The organism is Chitinivibrionia bacterium, assembly GCA_009779925.1.
Taxonomy (GTDB): domain Bacteria; phylum Fibrobacterota; class Chitinivibrionia; order Chitinivibrionales; family Chitinivibrionaceae; genus WRFX01.
The window spans coordinates 16,442-42,650 of the sequence record WRAZ01000016.1; the positions used below are offsets into that span (position 1 = coordinate 16,442).

20 protein-coding genes and 2 tRNA genes are annotated in these 26,209 nt (G+C 42.5%); 12 read left to right on the forward strand and 10 right to left on the reverse strand.

Annotated features, from left to right (window positions below):
- Window positions 1–4 precede the first annotated feature (4 nt).
- From FWE23_06265 to nadA, 5 genes are all read right to left on the reverse strand, one after another.
- Window positions 5–928 (reverse strand): hypothetical protein, encoded by a 924-nt coding sequence (locus FWE23_06265; protein ID MCL2845039.1) that lies wholly within the window; start codon window positions 926–928, stop codon window positions 5–7.
- On the reverse strand, window positions 925–1,944 hold the full coding sequence (locus FWE23_06270; protein ID MCL2845040.1) for a hypothetical protein: 1,020 nt from the start codon (window positions 1,942–1,944) through the stop codon (window positions 925–927). Before FWE23_06270 ends, FWE23_06265 begins: the two co-directional genes overlap by 4 nt.
- Window positions 1,941–3,482, reverse strand: coding sequence for a lipopolysaccharide biosynthesis protein (locus FWE23_06275; GenBank protein ID MCL2845041.1), 1,542 nt, complete (start codon window positions 3,480–3,482; stop codon window positions 1,941–1,943). Before FWE23_06275 ends, FWE23_06270 begins: the two co-directional genes overlap by 4 nt.
- The gene (locus FWE23_06280; GenBank protein MCL2845042.1) at window positions 3,469–4,272 is read right to left on the reverse strand and encodes a glycosyltransferase family 2 protein; all 804 of its coding nucleotides are present in this window, start codon (window positions 4,270–4,272) and stop codon (window positions 3,469–3,471) included. Before FWE23_06280 ends, FWE23_06275 begins: the two co-directional genes overlap by 14 nt.
- Window positions 4,273–4,584: 312 nt before the next feature.
- Window positions 4,585–5,514: a quinolinate synthase NadA gene (nadA, locus tag FWE23_06285; protein ID MCL2845043.1), complete on the reverse strand. Its 930-nt coding sequence runs from the start codon at window positions 5,512–5,514 to the stop codon at window positions 4,585–4,587.
- An 80-nt stretch (window positions 5,515–5,594) separates the two neighbouring features.
- Between nadA and lepB the strand changes: the two genes are divergently transcribed.
- From lepB to FWE23_06320, 7 genes are all read left to right on the forward strand, one after another.
- The gene (gene lepB / locus FWE23_06290; GenBank protein ID MCL2845044.1) at window positions 5,595–6,671 is read left to right on the forward strand and encodes a signal peptidase I; all 1,077 of its coding nucleotides are present in this window, start codon (window positions 5,595–5,597) and stop codon (window positions 6,669–6,671) included.
- Between the two features lie 25 nt (window positions 6,672–6,696).
- Window positions 6,697–7,809, forward strand: coding sequence for a radical SAM family heme chaperone HemW (gene hemW, locus FWE23_06295; protein MCL2845045.1), 1,113 nt, complete (start codon window positions 6,697–6,699; stop codon window positions 7,807–7,809).
- A gap of 261 nt (window positions 7,810–8,070) precedes the next feature.
- Window positions 8,071–10,005, forward strand: coding sequence for a methyl-accepting chemotaxis protein (locus FWE23_06300; GenBank protein MCL2845046.1), 1,935 nt, complete (start codon window positions 8,071–8,073; stop codon window positions 10,003–10,005).
- Between the two features lie 135 nt (window positions 10,006–10,140).
- Window positions 10,141–11,748, forward strand: a complete 1,608-nt coding sequence (locus FWE23_06305; GenBank protein MCL2845047.1) for a methyl-accepting chemotaxis protein — start codon at window positions 10,141–10,143, stop codon at window positions 11,746–11,748.
- 73 nt (window positions 11,749–11,821) lie between these two features.
- A tRNA-Ser gene (locus FWE23_06310) sits at window positions 11,822–11,904 on the forward strand.
- A 16-nt stretch (window positions 11,905–11,920) separates the two neighbouring features.
- Window positions 11,921–12,005 (forward strand) — tRNA-Ser (locus tag FWE23_06315).
- Window positions 12,006–12,023: 18 nt separating this feature from the next.
- A complete protein-coding gene (locus FWE23_06320) occupies window positions 12,024–12,791 on the forward strand; it encodes a 16S rRNA (uracil(1498)-N(3))-methyltransferase (protein ID MCL2845048.1) in 768 nt (255 codons plus the stop codon).
- 37 nt (window positions 12,792–12,828) lie between these two features.
- On the opposite strand, the gene FWE23_06325 is transcribed toward FWE23_06320, so the two are convergent.
- The 5 genes from FWE23_06325 to FWE23_06345 form a co-directional block, all read right to left on the reverse strand.
- The gene (locus FWE23_06325; protein MCL2845049.1) at window positions 12,829–14,118 is read right to left on the reverse strand and encodes a VWA domain-containing protein; all 1,290 of its coding nucleotides are present in this window, start codon (window positions 14,116–14,118) and stop codon (window positions 12,829–12,831) included.
- Window positions 14,119–14,131: 13 nt separating this feature from the next.
- Window positions 14,132–14,863: an LPS export ABC transporter ATP-binding protein gene (gene lptB / locus FWE23_06330; GenBank protein ID MCL2845050.1), complete on the reverse strand. Its 732-nt coding sequence runs from the start codon at window positions 14,861–14,863 to the stop codon at window positions 14,132–14,134.
- A complete protein-coding gene (locus FWE23_06335; protein ID MCL2845051.1) occupies window positions 14,863–16,287 on the reverse strand; it encodes an aminotransferase class I/II-fold pyridoxal phosphate-dependent enzyme in 1,425 nt (474 codons plus the stop codon). The genes lptB and FWE23_06335 overlap by 1 nt, the downstream gene beginning before the upstream one ends.
- Window positions 16,288–16,368: 81 nt before the next feature.
- Entirely contained in the window at window positions 16,369–18,453 is a 2,085-nt protein-coding gene (gene pnp / locus FWE23_06340; protein MCL2845052.1) for a polyribonucleotide nucleotidyltransferase, read from the reverse strand.
- Window positions 18,454–18,546: 93 nt separating this feature from the next.
- The gene (locus FWE23_06345; GenBank protein ID MCL2845053.1) at window positions 18,547–19,668 is read right to left on the reverse strand and encodes a 4-phosphoerythronate dehydrogenase; all 1,122 of its coding nucleotides are present in this window, start codon (window positions 19,666–19,668) and stop codon (window positions 18,547–18,549) included.
- A gap of 99 nt (window positions 19,669–19,767) precedes the next feature.
- Between FWE23_06345 and FWE23_06350 the strand changes: the two genes are divergently transcribed.
- The 5 genes from FWE23_06350 to FWE23_06370 all read left to right on the forward strand — a co-directional run bounded on the left by FWE23_06350 (window position 19,768) and on the right by FWE23_06370 (window position 26,096).
- Window positions 19,768–20,289: an adenine phosphoribosyltransferase gene (locus FWE23_06350; protein ID MCL2845054.1), complete on the forward strand. Its 522-nt coding sequence runs from the start codon at window positions 19,768–19,770 to the stop codon at window positions 20,287–20,289.
- Window positions 20,290–20,324: 35 nt separating this feature from the next.
- Complete coding sequence (locus FWE23_06355; protein ID MCL2845055.1) at window positions 20,325–21,029, forward strand: DUF1573 domain-containing protein; 705 nt, start codon at window positions 20,325–20,327, stop codon at window positions 21,027–21,029.
- A 72-nt stretch (window positions 21,030–21,101) separates the two neighbouring features.
- Window positions 21,102–21,542, forward strand: a complete 441-nt coding sequence (locus FWE23_06360; GenBank protein ID MCL2845056.1) for an Hpt domain-containing protein — start codon at window positions 21,102–21,104, stop codon at window positions 21,540–21,542.
- Window positions 21,543–21,839: 297 nt separating this feature from the next.
- Window positions 21,840–25,733: a hypothetical protein gene (locus FWE23_06365; GenBank protein MCL2845057.1), complete on the forward strand. Its 3,894-nt coding sequence runs from the start codon at window positions 21,840–21,842 to the stop codon at window positions 25,731–25,733.
- A gap of 177 nt (window positions 25,734–25,910) precedes the next feature.
- Window positions 25,911–26,096, forward strand: coding sequence for a hypothetical protein (locus FWE23_06370; protein ID MCL2845058.1), 186 nt, complete (start codon window positions 25,911–25,913; stop codon window positions 26,094–26,096).
- Window positions 26,097–26,209 lie beyond the last annotated feature (113 nt).

The following is a 26,209-nucleotide window of genomic DNA, read 5'->3' on the forward strand; positions in this document are numbered from 1 at the left end:
ACTCTTACTTCGGTTTAATTTTCTTTAAAAACTCTCTGATTTCCGGGAAATATTCAATAACAGCCCTTAATTGCTTATCGTTTCCGCCTTGTGAATTATAGCTCCAAAGAGATGTTTCTGTTGCCAGTATAGGGTCAATAGGACGACTGCGAAAACAACTGTCCGAAATAACAACATATGGACATTCTGCTTCAAAAGAACTTTTATTTAATATTGCCATAGCCCAGAACCAAATATCATCAGCACAAGGGGCAAGTTTTAAGAATAATTCTTTGTTCGTAATTTCCTTATAAAAACATTTTGGCGGATATAGAACACCTGTATAACCAAGTGGGTTAGCGCATTCAAATTTGTCCACTGTATGCCCCCACTGATTAAACGAAAGCAGGTTGTGATTTTCATCAACTTTCATTCTTCTTGCGCCGTGGCATATAATTTTTCGAGGATTTTTCTTATGCAATTCTTTCAACTGCTTAAACCAATTTTGCGGATAATCAATGTCGTCATCAGCTGTAATTATGAAGTCATCGGGGAATTCCAGCAAAGCAGGAATAAGTTTTGTATATGACCTTATGTCTTCGCAAAAATGTATTTCGAGCCCTTTGGCGGTTAATTTTTCCATAATTGGCGGAAGATTTTTTTTGTCATCATATCCTACCCATAAGACTATTTTGTCGGGTTTAATACTTTGATTCAGAAGTGTAATTATTGCATAAGGCGCAGTTTCCGTTAAACGTTTCCCGTAAGAAGTCAGTGAAACAATGTATCGTGGAGAATTTGTGCACTCAAGTGATTCAAGTGTCGAAATAAGTTTTAGTTTTTGCCGTTTTGTATAATCTGCGTAAATATTTCTGTAGCCATCAAGCAATTTCGGCGGCAAAATAAGTTTAACGAAGTTTTTAATAATGCGCATAAATTTTCCTTTCATAGGTAATTCTCCTTTTCTTTTTTATAGTTATAAAACAAAATAGATTGTTTTATATAGTTCATACTGAGTAATAATGTTTTTATTGTTTTTTTTAGAATGCTAAATATCTTTTCAAATGGAGAAAACAACTTTGGTCTTTTCGAGAATGCATAAAACGATTCAGAAGTAAAAACGGTGTAATCATTCCCTGAAATAACCCAATGCGGTGTCGGGTATCCGTGCTTGGGGGATTTAATTTCATATAGATTTTCTTCTGTTAAAGTTCCGTTTCCTTTTAGTGAAAGCGGTAAGTTTTTACTGAAATTTCCGTATTCAAATTTGGTAGTAGCAAAGTAATGTAGAATTTTTGCTTTTGACAAATAATTTAATCCGTTTTCTACCTGACAATTCCAAATGCCGTTTAACTCTGAAATTGGAAATTTAAAATATGCATTTGCGAAAGCTAAGGAAATTTGATCCCCAAAAGATTTTTCGTCTTCAAATGAGTTCCAGTATTCATTCCATTTATAGAAAAAATCAGAATTTTCTCTACATTCTTTTACAAACAAAACACCTCCATTGAAATAATATTTCTCTATCGGTATATTATTCTTAGATACTTTTCTAAATTTACTAATAACACCTCTGTTTGTTCTTAAATGCTCAAATTCCATATGTCTGTCAGGCACAGCCGCCAATTTATAGCCGCAATCCCAAATACTCTCTAAGTTTTCGCAAATAATTGTATCGCTGTCAATATATAAAAAATCTCCATTGACTAAATTTCTCATACTTGTTTTTAACCGTCTGCTTCTGTTCTTTTGGCTTACATTCTCGTCAAATGTTTTTACAACAATTTCGTTTACGACATTTTTAAGATTAAATTTTCTTTCGTTAAGATTTTTATCGGTTTTGTCGTCAATAAGCAACGATACAAATGCGTTTTCATTGTGAATACGCAAACTTGTTATGCTGACAAACGCTTGTTCGGCGTAATAATCTTTGTCAGTTGATGATAAAACATACAAATATTTCATTTTATTTTACTCCTTAATTTATTTACAACCATTTGCTTTTCACTTTTACTAAGCCCTACAACAAAAACACTCCCCGCCGCCCAAACCAAAGCAAACGCCCAAACTCCCACAGAAGAAAAAACTGATTTTGAAAAGAAATAATGCAAAACAATTGGAAGCGAAACAGCAAAGAAAGTAGTTTTTGATATTGGCAAAAGAACATTCACAAAATATTTCCGAAGCGAAAAACCAAGTTGCATTTTTAATACGATTACCAAGTTAATAAACACAACAATTGCCTGTAAAACAATTGCCGTAATAAAAATATACACAGGCGATAATTTATTTACGCCGATAAAAACAGCACAAAGCAAAATAAGCAATCTGCTGACAATATTAACAACAGTTATCGCCCGCAGTTTCCCCACAGCCGCATTCGCCTGACTTATCGGATGTCCTAAAACTCTTTGCAACGCCTCCAACAAAAACAACTGTGCAAAAATCGTCGCATATTTAGGATAATCTCCAAGCCATAAATAAAGCGCTGTATCAATTTCCAAAATAAAAGGGAGTGTTAATATTAAAAGCAAATAAAAATTTAACCTCGATGATTTTGTAATTAAATTCCAAAGTCTTTGCCTATCATTTTTAGCATAACTCATAACAATTTGCGGTTGAGTTGCCGTTAACGCATTATTCGAAAAAGAAGAAATCGCAATAAATACTTGATTAGCAATTCCCTGCGCCGCGTTCACAATAGGACCATAATACAAATTCAATACAATATTCAACCCTTGAAATCTAATAATATAAGAAACAGAAGCAATGATCGAATAAAAATTATACCCCATCAAACTCCGAACACTCTCCCTCGCCCACGCAAACCGAACCCTACACTCCTCAAAATTCCGGCGACAATAAACAAACAAAATCAATTTCCCCAAAACCACAACACCCAACCACAAACCCGACAACGCCACCAATTTATCAAACGGCAAAACCACCAACAAATACACAGCAATAAGTTTTGCAACAACATCAAAAATGCTCAACTTAGCATAAAAACTAAATTTTTCGTGCGCCCTTATCGCCCCATCAAACGGAGCAAAAAACACCGCCACCACAAACGAAATCACCGAAAACTGATAAACCCAAAACGCCGCATTTGCTCTTTCAAGCGGAATAACAAGTTTATTCTGCAGAAACCACAATCCCACAGTTTGCGCAAGAATTACCGCTAAAACTATAAAAATAACGTGCAAAGAAAGCGAATTTGAAAAAATTTGTTTTAATTTCGCAAAATCGCCTTTTCCCATTTCCACAGAGAGAAACCGTTGTGTTGTGCTTGCTAAAGAACTCGTCAAAAACGACAACATTGCCACCACACCGCCGACAACATTTTTTATTCCGAAATCTTCAACGCCGAGTTGCTCTAAAATAATTCGCGTCGTAAATAACGACACAAACATCGTTATTATCTGACGAAAATATAACGCAAGCGTATTTTTCGCAATTCTCTTGTTGTTTTCAGCGTTTGTCGGCAAATTAACCTCGTTCATAACGCACAATTTTGTGCTTATGTTTGTTTAAGTGAGTAGTCTCGTTTATAATTACCTTTTCTTTGCGTATTTTTTCTGTTCCGAATACTTTTTGAGAAAGTCGTTCCAGCAAAGACGGGCGGATATGGGTTAGTGTGTAAATAATCTCATCGACCGCCTTAACTGTTGCGGCATAGTGTCCGAGCAGGCAGGAAAACATTACATCGTTGGCGACAGAAGTTTCGTCAAAAAGAATGTTTTGACGTTCTACAAGTTCTCTTTTTATCATTTTTGCCCACGGGGCGCTCCATAAATAACGTATGTAATCTTCGGCGTCTTTGGTTTTTGCAAGATAGTTGTCCACCAGCTTATTAAACTTAAAATTACGCGTTGCGGATATGTTTGTATTATCCGAATAACAACTGCAACTTTTGAAATAAACAATATCTTCAGAGGCGTCAGCTTGTGCAAATAAATGCTCAAACGCATTTTCGGTAAAGAAATCGTCGGCGTCGGCAAATAAGAGCCAATTTCCTTTGGCGTGTTTCATTCCGACGTTTCGTGCATAGCTCGCGCCTTTGCCTTCTTTATATGTTAGATATATTTCTACAAATTCGTCTTTTAAGTCGGACAAATCATTGAAATCGGCAAATTGCTCGTCGCTGTTATCATCAACGACAATTATTTGAATATCTTGCGTTCGAGGAATTGATCCAAGACAACGCTTTAATAAATCCGGCGTGTTTTTGTGTGGTATAATAACAGAAAACCGCACATTTTCCGCTTTTTGTAAGACTTTTTTTATACTCAACCTAAATCCTCCCTGTCCTCCCTATCTTTCGCCCATATTTTTGTATTTAAACAGAGGAACACGTATATGGTTGCTCTGCCGAAAATTCTTAACTTTTCGCCAAAAAAACGTCGAATATACCTATCGTCATTACAATACAAATTATATAGAGAAACAGGCAGGGCAGAACAACCCTACAAAGAAGTTATTAGCCCAATCTCTCTAACATTTTTTTGACGAAAAGCGGGCAGAGCCCACTAGTCGACGTTTTTTTGGCACTGGGAAAATACTATTTGTCTGTAGCGGAATGGGGAATTTCTAAGAATTTTTCCCCTAAAGCATAACTTTTTTACTGATTTCTATCATATCTCTGATGGATTTTTCGGCACTTTTCATAATTTGTGCGTCTAAGATTATTTCGGGCGACAAGGTTTCGAGTGAACTTGCCAGTTTTTCGAGAGTTATTTTTTTCATATTCGGACAGAGCGCGTTTTTGCTTGCCAAAATGAAGTTTTTATCGGGATTTTCTTTGCGCAGACGATGAAGCATTCCGTCTTCTGTGCCTACTATGAATGTTTTGGCACTGCTTTGTTTTGCGAATTTGCTCATTTGACCTGTGGATAAAATTTCGTCGGCGAGGTCGCAGATTTCTTTGGGGCATTCGGGGTGAACCATAGTCGCCGCGTCGGGAAAGCGGTTTTTGAGTGCAATGATTTCTTCGGGCAAAATTCTTGCGTGAGACGGGCAATATCCGTCCCATACTATAAATTTTCTGCCTGTGCGTTGGGCTACTACCCGTGCAAGCCATTGGTCGGGAACGAAAATTATTTCTTGATTTCTGTCGAATGCGTAATCTACAATTTTTGCGGCGTTGCTCGAAGTACAGCACAAATCCGCCTCTGCTTTAACCTCTGCCGAACTGTTTACATAGCACAAAACTTTGGCGTTTGGATGCTGTGCTTTAAGTTTTCGCACGTCGTCGGCGGTAATCATATCTGCCATCGGGCATCCTGCTTTCAGGTCGGGAAGCAGAACTATTTTGTCGGGGGAGAGCACTTTTGCGGTTTCTGCCATAAATACAACGCCGCAAAAAACAATAACTTTTTCCTCGACTTCAGCCGCTTTAACAGACAATTCCAAAGAGTCGCCCGAAAAATCCGCAATGTCCTGAATTTCGGGGCGCTGGTAGTTGTGCGCTAAGATTATTGCATTTTTTTCTTTGCGCAACTTTTGTATTTTTTCGATTAACTCAATATTTTCCATTAAAATCCCTTCTTTTTTCGTAGAAAATACAATTTTATCACTCGGCAAAACATATTTTTAGTTAATTACAGGAGATTTTTGTGGAAAAAGACATCAAAAAAGTAAAAAACAGTGAAAAAGTGGCTGAAAATAGCGAAAAAAAAGCCCGCAGTGAGAAAGAAGGCATTCTAAACTTCGGCAAAGAAATGGTTTCGGCGCTTATAACGGCGTTCGTATTTATTGTATATGTGATACAGGCGTTCACAATTCCGACGGGGTCTATGGAGAGGTCGCTTTTGGTGGGCGATTTTCTTTTGGGGTTAAAATTTATTTACGGCGCGCCCGTTTTTCCCGATATTCCTTTTGTGTACGAAAACTATTTGCGCTTTCCCGGATTTCGCGACCCGCAACGCGGCGATGTTGTGATTTTCCGCTTTCCCGGCTTTGAAAGAAAAGACTACATTAAGCGATTTGTCGCAGTTGCGGGCGACACGGTAAGCATTAACGGAAAAGACGTGTTTGTAAACAGTCGCAGACTAACGCCTCCGCCTAACGCACAGTGGGAATTCGGCGGAAATCTGCGACCAAGCGTTCGTTATTTCGATAATCTGTATATTCCCCGACGCGGCGATACCATAGACATTGCAAATGCGCCTTTGCGGGAATTTTTCTTTTACAAATTGCTTATCCGCCAAGAACACCCTCGCGCAAACGTGCAATCGCAGTTTAGGCTTTTGGTGAACGACAAGGATTACAGCGACTCCACAATTATACTGAATATTGACGGACGACTTCACCGCGGTATTTTTTCTTCGACCGATTTTCTTACGTTGGACAGGCATTCGGACTGGACTTTATACCAAAGCCACTTTAATTTGTATCTGAATCAGTTCAGCGAAGAAGACAACGTGCGAATTGAGCAAAGATTGTTCAAAAACGGACAAGAAATTTTGCTGTATGTTTGCCGCTACGACAACTATTTTTCGCTCGGCGACAACCGCGACAATTCGGCAGACAGCAGATATTGGGGATTTGTTAACAGGAATTTTGTGAAAGCGAAAGCGTTTATTATTTATTTTTCGCTTGACGAAAAAGTTCCCGCTTTCCTTTTGCCGTTGAAAATCCGATGGAACCGTCTCGGAAAACTAATACGAAATTGGGACGGCTACACAGAATAACGCAATAAAAATAGGGGAGCCTTGTATGATTTCTTTATATTTCCACATTCCTTTTTGCGAAAAAAAGTGCAATTATTGCGATTTCTATTCTGTAAACGCCGACGACGAGCAAATCAGAAATTATATTGCTATGCTTAAAAAAGAAATAGCGCTCAGAAAAACAAACGAAACAGTCGAAACCATATTTTTCGGCGGCGGAACACCGTCCATTCTTAAAGAAAGCGAATTTTCCGAGATTGCCGACTTTATTAAGGCGAACTTTGAATTGTCGCCGAATTGCGAATGGACTATCGAGGTAAATCCCGAAAGTTTTACGGAAGAAAAAGCAGAAAATTGGCTGAAGCACGGCGTAAATCGGCTTTCGCTGGGTGTTCAGTCGTTGATAGACGCGGAGCTTGGAATTTGCGGCAGACCCCACACAGCAGAGCAGGCTACGGCGATTTTGCAAAGTGAAATCCTGCAAAAATTTGCGAGCGTAAGTGTGGATTTGATATATGGACTTCCCGAGCAGACAGTGAAAACATTTGCATCGGGTTTGCAGTCAGTCATCGGGTATCCGGCGGTAAATCATATCTCCCTTTATGAATTGACAATCGCCGAGAATACGCGTTTTGAATTTGAGCGCGAAAAATATCGCTTTCCTGCCGAAGAAGAAATTGAAAAAATCGTGGAATATTCGCGACATTTTTTGAAAGAGTTCGGCTATGAGCGCTATGAAGTTAGCAATTTTTCGAAAGAGGGCAAACGTTGCCGTCATAACGAACAGTACTGGAATGGCAGTAAATATATGGGTTTTGGGGCGGGCGCGCATTCATTTGACGGAAAAAACCGTTTTGCAAACTATTCGGATTTGCACAAATACGAGCAATCATTGGAAGATAACATTCTTCCGATTGTTTTTTGTGAAAAATTAGACAGCAAGCGCAGGCGGTTGGAATTTTTAATGCTTAGCTTAAGGACGGTCAACGGCTTTTCGGTGTCGGGTTTTCGCAGGAAATTTAAGCAAGATATTCTTTTGCAGAATGAAAATTATGTCCAAAACCTTGTAAAAGACGGCTATATGATAATTGACGGCGACATCTGCAAACTTACAGATAAAGGCTTGGACATAGCCGACGGGGTTGCCGCGCGTTTATGAGAAAAAGGCGAAAAATTCATTTTTATGCAGTTTATTTCACTTTTCGTTTTGATAATATAGTATATTTATTACAATGCTAAATATTAATTGAGCAAATTAGACTGAGTTTGCCCAATTAATATTTAATTATTATTTAGGTTGGTCGAAGAGTTATGGGAATGCTTTTTGATATTTTTTATGGGCGGCGTTTTATCGTCTTGTTAAAAGAAAACAATTCGTTTTTTTATTCAAATAAATTACTTAACAAAAAAGGAGTATGCTATGTTTAGCAAACTTAAATTAAGCGCAAAGGTAACTTTGCTGGCAGGGGTGCTGTTGTTTATTACGGCAATTTTGGGTGTTGTGGCGGCGATTAATATGTATTCGGCGGGAAGAACGTCGGACTTTATCGCTTATGAAATTATTCCGTCGTTGGGCATTTCAATCCCTATGATGGATGCTTCCGATGAATTTCTTTTGAACTTTACGTCTTATTCGTACACAAACGATAAGAAATATACCGAGGCTATTCGCAACAGCTTAGGCGACATCGAAAGAGAAATGGGCAGAGCGCGCGAATTGCTCAGAAATGCAAACGACCTTCCGACTCTTGAAAGCAGTGTCGCTCAATTAGAGGCGATGTTGAGAGGATTAAGGGCAAGCTGCGATACAATGTTTGATTTGGGAGAAAGACAAACTCAGCAACGCGCTTTGGTAAGAACAATCGGCGCAAATATAATGACGTCGATTTTTAATCTGAGAACAGCAATGGATAATGATACTCGCGGACAATCTTCGCAGGCGGACAAAGACCTTGTGTTCTACGCTTTATACAGAAACGCCGACAATATTATCAATGTAAATATTTTCGTTCAGAATACGGATACGACCGGCGCCGCGGCTCTGCTCAGAGATGTCGGTGATCTTACTTTGTGCAGACAAATTCACTCTTCTCCCACGCTTTCAGCTGAATTCAGAACTTCTGTCGGCAGTTTGATAAGCATAAGAGAGTCATACGTAGCGGCTCTGGCGGAATATCTCAGATTACAAGCGCAAAGAAACGGCGTTGCCGGCAGATTATTTGTAAACCTTGAAGAAATGGGCAACGTTATAGATAATTTGGTAAACGTAACAAAAGATAAAGCGCAAAGCGACACGAGCGCGGCGGCAACGGCTTTGGACATAAGTATTTTTATAACGTTTACATTGTTGATTATTGCGGTTATTTTGGGAATTATTTTGAGTATGATTATTATAAACTCAATTGTAGGACCTATCAATCTCTCAATTCAGGAACTTTTTGCGGGCGGCGACCAAGTTAATGCGGCTTCGGGGCAGATTTCGGAAACATCTCAGGCAATGGCGAGCGGCGCAAGCGAACAAGCGGCAAGTTTGGAAGAAATCTCCGCTTCACTTAACGAGATTACATCTATGACAAAACAAACCGCCGACAACGCAAGAAACGCGGAAGCAATTGTTCAGGACAGCGTTCAAAAAGCGAAAGACAGCCAAGAAGCGATGAACCGTCTTCAAGGCGCGGTAGCGGATATAAGAAAATCAAGCGACGACACGGCAAAAATCCTTAAAGATATTGACGATATTGCTTTCCAGACCAACCTTTTGGCTCTTAATGCGGCGGTTGAAGCGGCAAGAGCAGGCGAAGCGGGTAAAGGTTTTGCGGTTGTTGCGGAAGAAGTAAGAAACCTTGCGCAAAGAAGCGCCGAAAGTGCGAAGAAAACAGCGGCGCTTATCGAAAGCTCACAGCAAAGCAGTATGAACGGCGTAAATTTGGCTGACGAAACAGCAGAGGCTATCGAAAAAATCGCCGAAGCGTCTAAGAAAATCGCAATGATAGTCGGCGAAATTACTTCTGCGGCGGATGAGCAATCTAAGGGCGTTTCGCAAGTAAACGTTGCAATCAGCGATTTGGATACTGTTACCCAGTCTAATGCAAGCGCGTCCGAAGAATTGGCGGCAAGCGCGGAAGAGTTGAGCTCACAAGCAATGTCTATGAACCAGTCGGTACGCGATTTGGTAAGAATAGTAAAAGGCGAGAAAGAATACGAGGCGGTAGCGAAAATGACAAAAACATCTCGTAGCGCTGTACGTAAACAACCCGCGAAAATTTCCTACACACCTACAGCTTCCGCTCCGAAAGCGGCGGCAAAAGCGGAGACCTTAATTCCGTTTGACGACGATAATTTCGGCGGATACTAATCCGTTAAATGTCGCGGGGGATTTGATACTTGTCAAATCTCCCGCTTTTTTTTTATTTTTTATTTATTATTTTATATTGAAATTTATTGTTAAAAAATCAGTTTTATATTTTTTTAGGAGGGTGGAGGGTAGGTTATGTTCAAGAATATGAGCCTTGGTAAAAGAATTGCAGTAGGTTTTTTTGCCGTTGTCTTTTTAATGCTGTTGCAGGTTGCTGTGGTCAGCGTAAGGTTGGCGAGTGTGGTCAAAAAGTCTGACATTGTCGCTAATGAGTTTAATCCCGAAGTTTTCATTTTGGGCGAGCTGTATGACGAACTTTCATCGTTTATCGCTTACGGAAATTATTTTTATTTGTCTGACGGCAGTGAAGAATTTCGCGATAAAGCATTGGAAATGGCGACAGGTTTTGCGACGCATATCCAAGAACTTCGCGATTTGTCTGCGGTCGCTCCAAACATTAAAATTAGGGGGCATATAGACGTTTTTGCAAGAAGGTTAGACGAAGCCGAAAGAAATTTTGCCGAGCTTATTGTTTTAAAGACCGAGAAGCATCGTCTTCTGTCCCAAAATATCGAGTTAAGTTCGCAATTCAGCGCAAATCTATCTGCCGCTTATGAGAGATTTACGGCAGTTAAATACATTTTGTATGATTTGAACGAGTTTTATTACGCGTCGAGTATGGCAGGCAGTGAAAACGCAAAATATGTTTCGGACGCGCTGTTTTTTACAATCTTGATTTTGGTGATTGGTTTGTTTATTGCGGTAATTTTGTCGATTGTTTTCTCGAAAATTGTGATAGACGCGACTTCAGGAACAATCAAAAAGGCGATTTCGGGACTTTCGGAAGTTGCAAGCAGATTGTCGGCGGCAAGCGACGAAATTTCGCAGGGCGCGCAAGGAATGGCGAGCGGCGCAAGCGAGCAGGCGTCGAGTTTGGATTTAATCTCGTCTTCTCTTAACGAAATAACATCAATGACAAAGCAAACCGCCGATAATTCAAAAAACGCAAACTCCGTTGCCGACGACAGCGTAGAAAAAGCGATAGGCAGTCAAGATGCAATGCGTCGTCTTCAGGAAGCGGTAGCCGAAATAAGAAAATCAAGCGACGATACCGCCAAAATACTTAAGGACATCGACGATATTGCTTTCCAAACCAACCTTTTGGCGCTTAATGCGGCGGTTGAAGCGGCAAGAGCGGGCGAAGCGGGCAAGGGTTTTGCGGTTGTTGCCGAAGAAGTCCGAAATTTGGCGCAGAGAAGCGCCGAAAGCGCAAAGAAAACCGCCGTTCTTATAGAAAGCGCGCAACAAAGCAGTTTAAAAGGTGTTAGTTCTGCAGAAGAAACAGCATCGGCAATAGAAAAAATAACGGAAGCGTCCAAAAAAATAAACATAATTGTCAGCGAAATCTCCTCTGCCACCGCCGAGCAATCCAAAGGCGTTTCGCAGGTAAACAATGCGGTAGCGGAAATGGAGCAGTTGACGCAATCGAATGCGAATACGTCCGAAAATTTGGCGACAAACAGCGATGATTTAAGCAACCAAGCAATGATTTTGAACAATTTGGTCGGCGACCTTGTAAAAATAGTAGATGGCGAAGCCGCATACGGAAAGAGCGGCGGCAGGATTGCCGCTAAAAAACCTGTAGCAAAAATCGCCTATAAACCGACAACAAATTTAACAAAGTCTCCTGCAAAAGCGGATAATTTAATTCCCTTTGACGACGATAATTTTGGAGCTTATTGATTAAAGATTAGTATTTCTCCGCACCCCCTTGACAGAGGGGTTGGTAAAATACTATTTTAGCCCCGTTATTTGTGGAAGACTAGGCTAATGGTAAGTCAGCGGTCTTGAAAACCGTCGCCGCAAGGCTTGGGGGTTCAAATCCCTCGTCTTCCGCCACTAATGGATTTCCAACGGAGGAATCGCGTAATGGTATCGCAGCGGTTTGCTAAACCGTGACCGGCAACGGTTTCCGGGTTCGATTCCCGGTTTCTCCGCCATTTTTTTTCTTTGTGCTTATGAACTTAATACTAATAAAACCAAGCGATTATATTGCAGAAAATATTGCAGAAATTTCAGATTTCCGCTTTGAGCACATCAAAGTAGTTTTGAAAGTGCAAATTGGCGCAATTCTCAAAATAGGGGAGTTGAACGGCAAAATTGGCACAGGAAAAATTGTGCAAATCTGCGATAAAAGCGTAAAATTAGAGACGGTTTTCGATAAAAATCCGCCCGCCAAAAATTCAGCGACGCTTTTTTGCGCTCTGCCGCGACCAAAGGTCTTTCGCAGGGTTTTGCTTAACGCTGTGTGTTTCGGTGTAAAAGAAATTCACTTTTTTCAGTCATTTAAGGTAGAAAAATCATATTGGCAAAGTCCGTTTTTGTCGCAAAAATCACTTGACGAAATTGTCGAAAACGCGCTTATGCAGGCAGTAGATACAGTTTTTCCAAAAATTTATTTTCATAAATCGTTCAAGATTTTTGTAGAAGATATTTTTGCAGAAAAGGCGAAAAGTTTCCCGTGCGTGGTGTTTCATCCGAGCGACGACGTAGGGGCGTATTGCATACGCCCAAATTGCGCGAAGATTGAGGGCGTATGCAATACGCCCCTACAGCGTGGTGTCGTTATCGGTCCCGAAGGTGGTTTTACCGATTATGAAATAGATATGTTTCTGAAAAATAACGCCAAAATTGCAAGTTTGGGCGAAAGAATTTTACGGGTTGAGCAAGCGGTAAGCGTTGTTTTATCGCAGTTTAACTGCGATAATCTAAAAAAACGCGAATAATTTTCTGTAGGGGCGGGTTTGAAACCCGCCCCTACGATTAGTCGGGGAATTGGACGTTGTGTAAGTGATAACGCACTGTTTTTGCGATAAATTCGTTTGTGGTTGTTCCGCCGTTAATTATATCGTGAAGCGCTATCATTTCATTCCAGAAAAATTGTATGCTTCGTGTGTTTATGTCGTTGCGGATATGCCCGAGGCGAGTTTCGAGCAGTGTGCGAAATCCTTCGGCGTATGCTCTGCGAAATGCGCGGTTGCCGACTTTTAATTCGTCGATTGTCTGTGCCATATTCCAAAGTAATTGAAATTTAATAATTTCTTCCGCTCTGTCGGCGAAATGGCTACTGTTGCCTCTCGCCAAACTCACTCTGAAAGACGCGCTTCCCGACAAATTTGAGCGCATAGCTATATTTTCGTAATTAAAGTCGATTTCGATATCACTGTTTCTTCGCGGGCGGTTTCTTAATTCAAAAAACAAATTTGCCGTATCGCCGGGGATTAGTTTGGGAAGAAACACTCTTCGCACATAAACGCTGTCTCCGAAACGTCTTATTTCCATTCCGTCGCGAGTCATAAGTTCTATTTCTATGTTGCTTGAATGCACGGGGGAGGCAATTCGCGGCGCCATTCTTTCAAAGCGCGACCGAAGTAAATCGGCTCTGTCTCTGCCGACAAAATACGCACGTCCGCCTGTTTGTTCTGCGACTGAAATTGCGGCAATTTCATCAAAGTCGTCGCCGTATCCGATTGTATAAACTTGTACGCCCAGTTTTTTCATTTCTTCAATCATTTTAGGAGCGTAAGAATTGCCGAAGCCGTCTTCCAAAGTTTCGCCGAGAACCGAGAACACAAGCGAGCGACCGCCGTTTCGTCGTCCTTGATTTTGCTCAAATTCATCGACAATCATTCTGAGAGCAGGCTGTACATCGCGTCCTCTCTCGGTGCTTAACTCCGTAAGTAAACTGTTAATTCGCTCTCGTCCCGTAAATCCGATTGGCGAAATCGGCAGAATTAGGCGGGCAAAATCGCTGTAAACAATAATGCCGAAAAAATCTTGGTCGGAAAGTTGGCTGACAAGGTGTCGTCCGCCCATAATCATTTCTTGGCGAACTGTGCCTGCAAATCGCTCGCTGACATCGATTGCATACAATACCTGAAGCGGTTCCGCACCGCTCTGATTGCGTGATGTATCGGTGTAAACGGTTATCATTAACGGGAATGTTTCGGCGTTTTGCGTCCATTCGCGGTATCGGGAAGTCGGCATAATTTCCAGCGAAAAAGCGCTTGCAAAAAAGCCGAAAATCATTAAAAAAATTGTAGTTTTTTTCATTTTTTATTCTCCTTCAATCTAATTTGAAGTTTCTGCCCAAATAAATTTTTCGGGCGTGTTCGTCTTGAGCAAGGTCTTGGGCGCTTCCCTGAACAAGAATTTCGCCGTTTGCCATAATATACGCTCTGTCGGTTATGCGAAGCGTTTCGCGAACGCTGTGGTCGGTAATTAAAATTCCGTATCCTTTCGCTTTCAGTTCGTAAACTACCGACTGAATATCCTCGATTGCAATCGGGTCAACCCCCGCAAAAGGCTCGTCGAGGAGAATAAAATCGGGCTCTATGGCAAGAGTTCGCGCGATTTCGACGCGTCGTCGCTCGCCGCCCGAAAGCATATAGCCTTGGCTTTTTCGCACGTGTGTAATTCGCAATTCTTCGAGTAATTGCTCTACTTTTTCTTTTCGGCGTTTTCGCGGAATGCTTGTTTGTTCCAAAATTCCCATTATGTTTTCTTCTACCGAAAGTCGCCTGAAAACCGATGCGTCTTGCGGTAAATAACCTATTCCGAGGCGCGCTCGTTTATACATAGGTATTTTTGTAATTTCTTTGTTGTCAAGAAAAATTTTTCCGCTGTTTGGGCGCACAACTCCGACTATCATATAGAAAGTGGTGGTTTTTCCCGCGCCGTTAGGTCCCAAAAGCCCGACGATTTCACCTTGGTTTACTTCGAGCGATGTCTTGTTTACGACGGTTTTTCTGCCGTAAACTTTAAGCAAACTTTCGGTTTTTATCGTCCTTTTTTCCATTATGCCACCACTTCGATAGTGCGCGCCGCGTCGATATTATTTACGTTGCCGCCTAAATCGAGTATCATTTGTATGTACTCGACAGAATGTTTGCTGATTTTTTCACCGGGGCATAAAACAGGAATACCCGGAGGGTAGGGCACAACTGCCGCAGTCGAAATTCGTCCTACCGCATTACTTAACGAAACACGCTCAGATTTCATTTCAAACGCCTCTTTTGGTAAAAATGCTCGTTCGGGAATTATATCTAAACGCAAGTCTTTCATAGGTAGTTCCGGTCGATTTTTGTTTTCTTCGTGAATAACGGAAAGCGCATTAAAAAGCGCTTCAAAGTCTGCTTTATTGTTATCCATTGTTGTTATAAATACAACATTAAACGCGTCGCAAAGTTCGGGGTAAACATTAAATCTCTCTATCAATTGTTTGCTTAATTCAAAGCCCGAAATTCCAAGTTTTCTGCTGTGAACTACAATTCGCGTAGGGTCAAAATTAAAAACATCGGCGTTTTGGTCGGCAATTGAAAGTTTAGGTAAATTTTTCATTTTTATTTTGAGTTCGTCTATGTTTTCCTGCAGTTCTCCGAGCAATTTTTCGCCTTTTTCTGCAACTATTTGCCGCGCAATATCGAGCGACGCTATCAAAATATAAGACGGGCTTGTTGATTGGAGCATTACCAGATAATGTTTCAAGGTTGTAAGGTTAATAAGTTCGGAATTTACGTGCAGAAACGAAGCCTGCGTAAGAGCAAGTAAGGTTTTATGCGCCGATTGAATACAAATGTCCGATCCGCCCTCCATTGCGCTTTCGGGAAGTTTTGCGTGAAACTTAAGGTGAGGTCCGTGCGCTTCGTCAACTATCAGCGGCAATTTGTGTTGGTGGCAAACTTTAGAGATTTCGCGAATATCCGAGCATACTCCGTAAAAATTGGGCGAAGTGATGAGAACGCCTTTTGCGTCGGGATTTTCGCCGAGCGCTTTTTTTACCGCTTCGGGCGTGATGTGAGCCGAAATTCCGTATTCTTCGTTGTATTCGGGTGAGATATAAACAGGAATTGCTCCTGCAAGAGTGAGCGCGGCAATCACGGATTTGTGGCAATTTCGTCCGACAACAAGCTTGTCGCCGTGTTTACAAAGAGCCATAACAGTTGCCAATATTCCGCAAGAAGAACCATTTATCAGGAAAAAGGAGTGCTTTGCGCCAAAAAGTTCAGCGGTTAATTCCTGCGCTTCTTTTATTATTCCTTCGGGAAAATGCAAGTTATCTGTTCCCGGAATTTCTGTGATGTCAATTTGTGGAATGTAATCTATAAAATCCTGCGGAAATCCTCTGCCGTGTTTATGTCCCGGCATATAAAACGATGTCGGTTTGGTATCGACATAATTTTTTAACGCAGTAAAAATCGGAGTATTTGCTTGCGTCGGCATATTGTTTCTCCTGTTATAGTTGTTAAATTGCAAAAAGGGCGGGCAATTACTCCCGCCCCTTTGTTCTTAAACGACAAAAACTTATTGCAATTCTTTTGCTGCTTTTACCGAAAGGCGAACCTTTCCTTTATCCATTCCTACCAATTTCACATCGACGATGTCGTCGAGTTTTAGGTAATCGCTCACGTTTTGAACGCGCTTGTCGTCGAGTTCGGAGATGTGAACAAGTCCTTCTTTGCCCGGCAAGTATTCCACAAATGCGCCGAAATCAACGATTGACTTCACTTTTGCGGTGTATGTTCTGCCGATTTCGGGCTCTTCCATTTGCGCGTCTATCATTTTGAGAGCCGCTTCTGCGTTTTCGCGAGTTTTGCCCGCAACTTGCACTGTTCCGTCTTCTGCAATATTTATGGTTGCGCCCGTCGCTTCTTGCAATGCTTTAATGTTTTTGCCTCCGGGTCCTATAAGTTCGCCGATTTTGCTTTCCGGAATTTTGGTTGTCAATATGCTTGGCGCAAAATTGCTTACGTTTTTACGCGGAGCCGAAATCGTCTTGTTCATAATGTCCAGAATGTGCATTCTTGCATCACGAGCCTGAGCCAATGCTTCACGCATAAGTTCGGGCGTAATTCCGTCGATTTTTATGTCCATCTGAATAGCGGTAATACCTGTAGAAGTTCCTGTTACCTTAAAGTCCATATCGCCCAAATGGTCTTCCGTTCCCAAAATATCGGTCAAAATCGCTGTTTTGTCGCCCTCTTTAATAAGACCCATTGCAACGCCCGCAACCGCCGCTTTAATCGGAACACCCGCAGCCATAAGCGCAAGCGAACCGCCGCAAACAGAAGCCATCGAAGAAGAGCCGTTCGACTCCAGAATTTCGCTGACAATGCGGACTGTGTAGGGGAAATGCTGCTCGCCGGGGATTACGGGTGCAAGCGCGCGTTCCGCCAAGTTTCCGTGTCCGATTTCACGTCTGCCTACGCTTCCCAGTCTTTTGCATTCGCCAACCGAATACGGAGGGAAATTGTAGTGCAAATAGTAGGTTTTGCGATAATCTCTTTGCAAGCCGTCGATAATTTTTTCGTCGGACTTAATTCCGAGTGTGCAGGCAGCCAAACTTTGCGTTTCGCCTCTTGTGAAGACAACCGAGCCGTGCGCTCTGGGCAAGAAATCCAATTCTATGTTGATAGGACGAACGACATCCAAACCTCTGCCGCCTATACGTGCGCGCGTATCCAAAATGGTGTTGCGCATATCGGTATATTCGAGGTCTTCAAAAGCCGCTTTAATGTCTTTTTCTTGCTCGGGATATTTTTCCGCAAGAGCCGCAACCGTTTCTTTTTTGAGTTCGCCGACTTTTCCGTAGCGCTCTTCTTTTATTCCCAAGAACGAATATTCGTGCAAACGTGCGCCTACATATTCCGCAACGTCTGCGTCGATTTGCTTGTCTCTGCCTTCGGGCGCGGTGTATTCGGTCGGTTTTACTCCCATTTCGGCGAGCAATTCTTTTTGCATATTAACGAGAGTTTTGATGTGCGAATGCGCAAACATAATCGCCTCAATCAAATCTTCTTCGGGGAGCTCGTAAGCGCCGCCCTCGACCATCATAATTGAGTCGGCAGTACCTGCAACAATGAGTTCCAAGTCGCTTTTTGCCATTTGCTCAAGAGTTGGGAAAGCAATAAGTTGTCCGTCAACTTTTCCGACGTTTATACCCGCCAAAGGCTCGTTAAACGGCAATTCTTTCGACATGCAAAGCGCGAATGACGACGAAATAACGCCGCAAGCGTCGGGTTTATATTTGTCGTCAACCGAGATAACCGTGTTTACCAATTGCACTTCTCTTACATAACCCGCAGGGAAAAGCGGGCGAATTGGACGGTCGATAATTCTTGCGGTCAAAACCTCGTCGTCGGACGGCTTGCCTTCTCTTTTGAGGAAGCCACCGGGGATTTTACCTGCCGCGTATGCTTTTTCTATGTATTCCACCGTTAAAGGGAAAAAATCCTGCCCCGTAGCCTCGGGTCCCGCGCAAGCCGTTGTTAAAATCATACTGTCGCCTATGCGTACAGTTGCCGAGCCGCCTGCTTGTTTTGCAATTCTGCCCGTTTCTAAGGTGATTTCCGCATCACCGATTTTTACTGTCTTTGTGTGAATAGCCATTCACATCTCCTTAATTAAATATATAAACTGCTGTTTTCGGGGGTAAAAATAATATTTGCCAAAGGGAAATGCGTTGTTGTGATGTAAATAATGCTATTTCAAAACATTAAAGCCTAAGATTTCCAACTCGTTCCTCAATTTTTCGGGAGCATTTTTTATTGAGTAATGCTTAAATTCAAGGCGTTTTTGATAGTTCTGCCGCAATTTTTTAAACATTTTCTTGCGATTTTCGACATCTTTTTCACTCAAAATGCACTCAAAACTTCGCGTATCACAGTCCAATGGGCAACATTTCAGCAAAATTTCGCTTATCGAATTACCGAATTCTATGGTTCGCGTTTCAATTTTTGCAAAAACCTTGCTTTCAAAATCGAAAATCGGCATTTTTGAAAAATGTGCGCAACACGCGTCGTAAATCATTTTTGTTCCGTTGATTTTTCCGTCGAACGAATGTCCTGCGATATGCGGGGTGTGAAACATACAATTTTTTGCCAAATCTATATTTATGTCGGGTTCATTTGCCCAAACGTCGATTACGGGCGCTTCCATTTTGGGGCTCGCTTTAAGAAGGGCTTCTTCGTCGCAAACCGTGCCTCTGCTTGCCTGAATTAAGAGCGCGCCGTCTTTGATTTTCGCGAAAAATTTGCCGTCGAGCAGATTTTGTGTTTTGTATTCGCCCGATTTTGTCAGCGGGACGTGAACGGTTATAATGTCGCTGTTTTGAGCAAGGAAATCTAATGATGAAAATCCTTTTTCGCCTGTCTTTTCGCGAATAGGGTCGTTGAGAATGGTTTTTATTCCGAGATTTTTCAGGATTTCGGCAAGCATTCCGCCGATATTTCCGACGCCGATAATTCCGACTGTTTGGTTTTGAGGCAGTAGTCCTTTTTTTTCGCAAAACGCGTAAATTGCCGTTAATGCGTATTCGGCGACGCTTCTTGAATTACAGCCTGTCGCCGCCGAAAATGCTATGTCCGCTTTTTGCAGATATTCGGTGTCGATGTGGTCGGTTCCGCCTACCGCGCTTCCTACGAATTTTATATTTGTGCCCGAAAGCAGATTTTCGTCGATTTTTGTTGTGGAGCGGACAATTAACGCGTCGAAATCGCGAATGTTTTCGCAAGTTAAGTCCTTTTGCTCGAATAATTGCGCTTCTCCAAGCGTTTCAAACGCCTCTTTTGCGAATAAAATATTTTTGTCAATTGCGATTTGCATGAGTTCCTCCGAGGCAAAAATAATTTATGTGCAGTATCTATTGCGCCGAGAGAGGGAAATATTGTATTTTAAAGCGAACTTTTATGAAAGGAAACACAAATGAACCTTGACTCGGTTATAAGAAAAGTGCCGGATTTCCCAAAGCAGGGAATTTTGTTTTACGATATAACATCGGTTTTTATGAACCCGCAGGCGTTGGATTTTACAACAAAAAGAATGCTTGAAGAATTTGAAAACGACAAGATTGACGCGGTGATTGCCGTGGAAAGCCGCGGCTTTGTTATGGGCTCAATTTTCGCCAAAGAAAAGAAAGTTCCGATGATACTTGCCCGTAAAAAAGGCAAACTTCCGTGCGAAACCATAGAAGAAAGTTATGAACTCGAATACGGCTCGGCGACTTTGGAAATTCATAAGGCAGATATTGAAGCAGGCAAAAATTACCTTATTATAGATGACTTGATTGCGACGGGCGGCACATTGGAGGCGGTTGCCAAAATGGTGGAAAAAAGCGGGTCGAATGTTGCAGGCATATTTTCGATAATCGCGCTTCCTTTTTTAGGTTTCGACAAGAAAATCGGAAAATATAAAACTGTAGTATTGCAGGAATATCACGGAGAATAACGCGTTTTGCGCAAAGGGTATAAGGAGGATTATTTATGAATAAGAAAATTATTTTATTTTTAATTTCGGCGGCGACAATTTTGCTCGCAAATCCGAGATTTTTTACGGAAAACAGAGATCACGACTGGGGAACGGTTGAGATGGGCGACAGAATTTTACGCCATACGTTTCAGGTGGTGAACCAAGGAACCGACACTCTGCGAATAAACAGTATTCGTCCGAGCTGTGGTTGCGCGGTTGCCAAATTCGACTCGATAATCGCTCCCGGCAGAACGGGCAGAATTGTCGGCGAATTTAATATGAGAGGCAGAACAGGTATGCAAAGAAATTCGCTGACCGTTATTTCAAACGACCCCGAAGAGCCGCAAATTCGTCTGACTATGGCTACTTTTATTACAGCGCCCCTCGATATTGTCCAGAGATGGATGAGTTTGCATTCCGACAGAGGCAGAGTGCGCGGAACTGTGTCATTTTTGACGCAACAGACTAATTTTGTCATAAATTCTGCGCAATATACGGCTAACACCGACCGTGCCGACGCTATTGTGGTAAGTACGACCCAAACAAGCAGAAGCGGTCCCGATGAAAACGGCAATTTCAGATACGATTTTGACTTTCATTTTGTCCGAAATGTCGATAGATTTGAGAACGGAACCTTGACTTTTAACACAAACGTTTCCGCAAGACCGACAGTGTCTTCAAATATTTCGATTGAACCGCTTAGAGACGCAGTATATTGATTTTTCTAAGGACATAAAATTAAAGCAGTGAATACATTCACTATAAACTTCAGAGGAAGAAAGGCGGTTAAATTGCTGAATTTTATTATAGACAAAATAAAAAAATGCGACGGCAAAAAGTCGGCGCCACTCGACAATAAAGAAAGCCGTTCGCCCGATTGGCAACCCGACTGCATTGATGTTAGGGAGGGAACAATGCGCTTCGGCAATAATTTCAAATCGTATTTGAGGATTTTGAAGTCGTTTTGCGAAAACATTTCCGAACTTACAGAAAAAATCAAAAATCCGACAGCGGAAAACCTGTCGGATTACGCAATAAGCGTTCACGGAATAAGAGGCGGTTGCCTTGCTATTTCGGCAAACACTTGCGTAGCGCGGGCTCAAGAATTGGAACTTGCGGCAAAAGCAGGAAATCTGGACGAGGTCTTACGCAAAAACGGCGAGTTTATCGAACTCTTGGAAGAAACGATTACCCAAATTAAAGAGTTTACAGAGCTTAAAGAAAAAGAATAGTTTTTATTTGAGTTTTTGAAGAGTTAACTCCTTGAAAATCGAAAAAACGGTTTCTTAATTTTGGCGAACATTGTTTGCCAAATCTCTAAAATACCATATTTCCACAACCCCACCCCCGCTACAAAAAAACGACCGTTTTTTTGCGTCGTTTCATAATATACTAAATGCCTGTAAATAAAGCAAGGGTTTTATGAAAAATCTTGATAAAAAAACGCTACAAAAAAACGGTGGTTATTTTGTAGCGTTTTGGTTTTGTTTCCGTGTCCCAAAGAAACTTAAAAAAAGGAGTTTGTAGTTATGGAAAAGTGGAAATTGACGGCTTTTCTGGCATTGGCGAGTATTTTGTTTTTATTGATTGCTGCGGGATGCAGCAACGACGACGGCGACAACAAAGAACAGGAAGAACAAATGACTGTTCCTCAAGCGCCGCCGACAGTGGACGGTATCGGTGAATTAACAAGGGGTGAAGACATTCCTACAACAGTGATTCCTGCAAATGCGACTGTTAATACTCGCGAAGTGCAGGAGTTTTTAGATTTGTATAGGGCTACCATAGGTATGGGTGGTATGAGATTGTCGGCGGGTACGTCGGGGAGAGCGGCGCGTTCCGCAGCTCAAAGGACATACGTCGTTAGAGGCGATATTTACGGCGGCGTGAGAGTAACGCACGAAAAAGCGGGTATTATCAATACGGGTAATTACGAGTTTGAAAGTATCGGCAACGAGTTTTTCGACTTTTCTAACGCGGATGGCTTGTATTTGGGCGGCTCGGTTGGGTATTTAATTACCCAAACAAAAAATGCGAGCAGTGTTACAACAACACAAAGAGTTAACGGAACGGTACGCTTTAACGGCGCGTTCAGAGGTGAAATTGCATTTAATAACCTTGTGGTTGAAAACGGGCGTTTAATAAGCGGAACATTCCGATTGATAAGCGGAGGCGCAACTGTAGATCTCCCTGTCGATTTGCTTGAAGATTTTATTTTCTGGGAAGAATTTGAGACTACCCCGAACATTCCTCAACCGACATTTGTTCCCGTGACAAGGATTAATGCTGATATTCCGACTACGGTAAGAGCAGGTAGCACTCTTGCTTTGCTTGCAAGCGTTTCTCCTATGGAAGCGACAAACAGAAGAATAACCTGGACGGTTGATGGTGGCGCAAGCATAAGCGCGCAAGGAGTAATTACCTTTGGTCAGGTACCGCCTTCAAACGGTATCGTTAGGATAACGGCGACTATTCCGAACGGAAGAGCAGAAAGCGGAAGCTCGGAAGCCGCCAATTATACTCAAAATTGGCCGGTAAGAGTAGTTGCCGCAAACGAGTTTGTTCCTGTCGAGACTATAAGATTTCCGATTCCGGATATCGTAGGGCAAAATCATACTCTCGTATTTTCGCTTGATCCTGCGAGAGTTCTTCCCGAAAACGCGACAAACAGGCAAATAACTTGGACTGCAGAGGGAGCAACTTTGCAAACAACTGCCGGTGTAGTTACGGGAATTTTATTTGACACGCTCGGAAGAGCAACAATTACTGCAACGATAGCCAACGGAGCAGCGCAAGGCAGAGATTATGTGCATCCTTCTTGGGACATATTGGTGGAGGAGAGAATAACTCCTGTAACCAACATAAACGCAAATATTCCGTCGGAAGCTTCTGTGGGAAGCGTATCTACGGCAAATGTTTCCGTTATTTCCGCCGCCGCGACTAATCAGGAAATTGTTTGGACAATTTCTCCGGCGGACATCGGTACAATAATCAATACTCAAGGTACTGCCGGTGGTAACGCAGGTATTGTGATTCAGTGGCATTCCGCGGGAACAGCCAGAATAACCGCAACAATAGTAAACGGAACTGCACAAGGCAGAAACTACACGCAGACTTGGAGCGCGACAGTGGTCGCAGGCGATACTCTGCCGACTTTCGTTCCTGTCAGAGAAATAAGAGCGGACATTCCGCAAACTATTACGTCCACGGGAGGAAGAATAGACCTTAGCACCGCAACGGTCTTGCCAGAAAATGCTACCAATCAAAACATAGTTTGGACTGTGCCGACGGGTATTACGGGAGTACGGATAGTAGGTGAAGCAATTGTTTTTGAGCCGCCTCTCCTTATAAACACGAATATCGCGATAACAGCGATGATAGCGAACGGAACAACTGCGACCGGAACACCGACCGACGGAATTTCAGGCAATTACATACAGACTTGGTCGATAACGATAGTTGACGGCGGCGATCCGGACTTTATCCCCGTTGAAGACATAATAATCAATCACCCGGCAGAAGTGCAACAGGGGACATCATCAACATTTATTGTTAGAGTTATTCCCGAAAATGCGACAAACGCTCATTTGTTGACAGTGTCGGTTGAGCCTGAGACTGTAGGACGACTTGTGCAAGGTGGAAGCGCCAATATAATAACGTGGCTTGCGGCAGGAACTGCGACAATTACCGCTTCAATAGGGGACGAAACAGGAGGTATGACAGCTTTCTTGCCTGTAAGAGTATTACCAAGCGGCGGCGACGATGATTCGACGTTTGTTCCTGTTGAGAGCATAGACGCAGGAAGATTTATTCCGCAGACAATTCAGCCCGGTTCTCACCGAATAGTTGTTCGCAGTTCTGAAGTTTTGCCGGCAAATGCTACTAATAAAAACATAGTTTGGAGCGTTCTCGATATGAATAACAATCCGCTTGTCGGAGCGCAAGTCGAAAACAACGAAACAGTTGTTTTACCTGCCACCGTTGCTGTTCCCAATCTAAGTTTTATGATAGTAGCGACAATTGCAAACGGAAGAGCGGAAACAGGCGCAAACACAGATTTCACGCAAACTTGGACAGTGAGGGTAGTCGGCGGTGGCACGGATCCCAGACCGAGTATAACTGCAGACATTCCGAGCACGATTACTCTGACAACTCCGAGAACTACGGGCAATTATCCATTTCAGGTTGTTCTTCCTGCCGGTGCGACGTATATTGGAATTGAGTGGATGAGTTCTGATCCGAGTATCGCCGCTATAGTTTCCAATCCTGCCGGTATTCCCGGAGCCACAGGTAATGCAGTTAGTATCAGCTGGCTTTCTGCGGGAGATGTTACAATAACAGCAACAGTCATTTACCAAACGACAGCCGACGGAGAAATGGTAGATAATGCTATTACGGAAAGTTGGAATGTAACCGTACGAGACGCAGGTAGCGGTACGGGCTTTGTTCCTGTCACAGGAATACGATTAGCCACTACCGCAATGCCTTTCCCGACGCAAGCTCAAATGGGGACTTCTACAACGGCTATATTGGTGAATATTGAACCGCGAGGCGCGGCAACTATAGGCGATATACGATGGACTGTTAATCCGCAAAACGCAGCTGTTATACAACCGGCTGCTGACGGTAGTAATTTAATTACTGTCAATTGGCAAACTATGCCGAATGCAGGACCTGTAACTATAACAGCGACAATACCAAACGGAACATGGAGCGATGACGGCAATAGTCGAGTTGATTATACGCAGGATTGGGTGGTGAATTTAACGCTTCCCGGCGGTGGTCAGCCGAACGTTGTTCCTGTTGATACGATATTATTTCAAGGGTTTCCGACGACAGCGCAATTAAATCAATCGTTTCATCTTGGGAATGCGCAAGTTTTTCCTCAAAGCGCGAACAGACAAATTTCTTGGAGCGCCAACAATGCAACCATAAATCAAGTTGCAGGCAGCAATAATCCTACAGTAGTTTTTGACAGATTGGGAACGGCTGTAATAACCGCGACGATTGCGGGAGGAGCGCTGTCCGGCGGAGTTGCAATCGATTACGTGCAGAGTTGGACAGTGACGGTAGTCAGCGGCGGTGATGGCGGTGATGATCCGACTGACCCTACTATAGATGTCGATTTCCCGGGTGGAGTTGTAACGGGAACTCCGACTACGCATACCTTTCAAGTTATACCCGGCAATGCGACTAATCTGCAGGTTCTGTGGGAGATTTCTTCGCCGCATAGTATAACGTCCACCCCCATCACCTCCAACGGTATGGGAACGCTAACAATTGATTGGAGAAATCTTCCTGCCGGAACTACTATGGAAACGGCTACAATAACGGCGATGATAACTGGCATAAGTGAAGACGGAAATGCAGTCAATTATACGCAGAGTTGGGAGGTACCTGTACGCTACAATCCGTGGCTATAACTTGCAAAAAATAGTTTTAACCCAAAAAGAGAGGCAACTTCGTTTGTCTCTCTTTTGTTTTGGATTAGAGTTCAACAATAAAATGCAAGCGTTTCGTAAAAAAACCGAAAAATTGCAGATAAATGTGAAAATACGTGTTGGAATATGGTATTTTAAGATAGATGGAAAGGAATGACTATGAAGAGTTTATTTGAACATTTGGCGGCGTGGTGCAATGCTATGAGTGCAGGTTCTTTTATTGGCGGTGTGTTATTTAACACTATTGGTATGAGACAGGATTTACAGTTTGCTGGTTTTGGCGTTGTGCTTTCTTTGTCTTTCTTGCTTTTGGGGTGTTTCTTCAAATTGAAAGGGGGTAAGTAATGGAGGGATTTATTTTACTCGGCGGCGGAACATTCGCAGGTGGTCTTATAGTTGGCATTTGCGCAATTATTGCAGACAAAAAAATAAAACAGAGAGAAGCAGCAAAGTTAGCG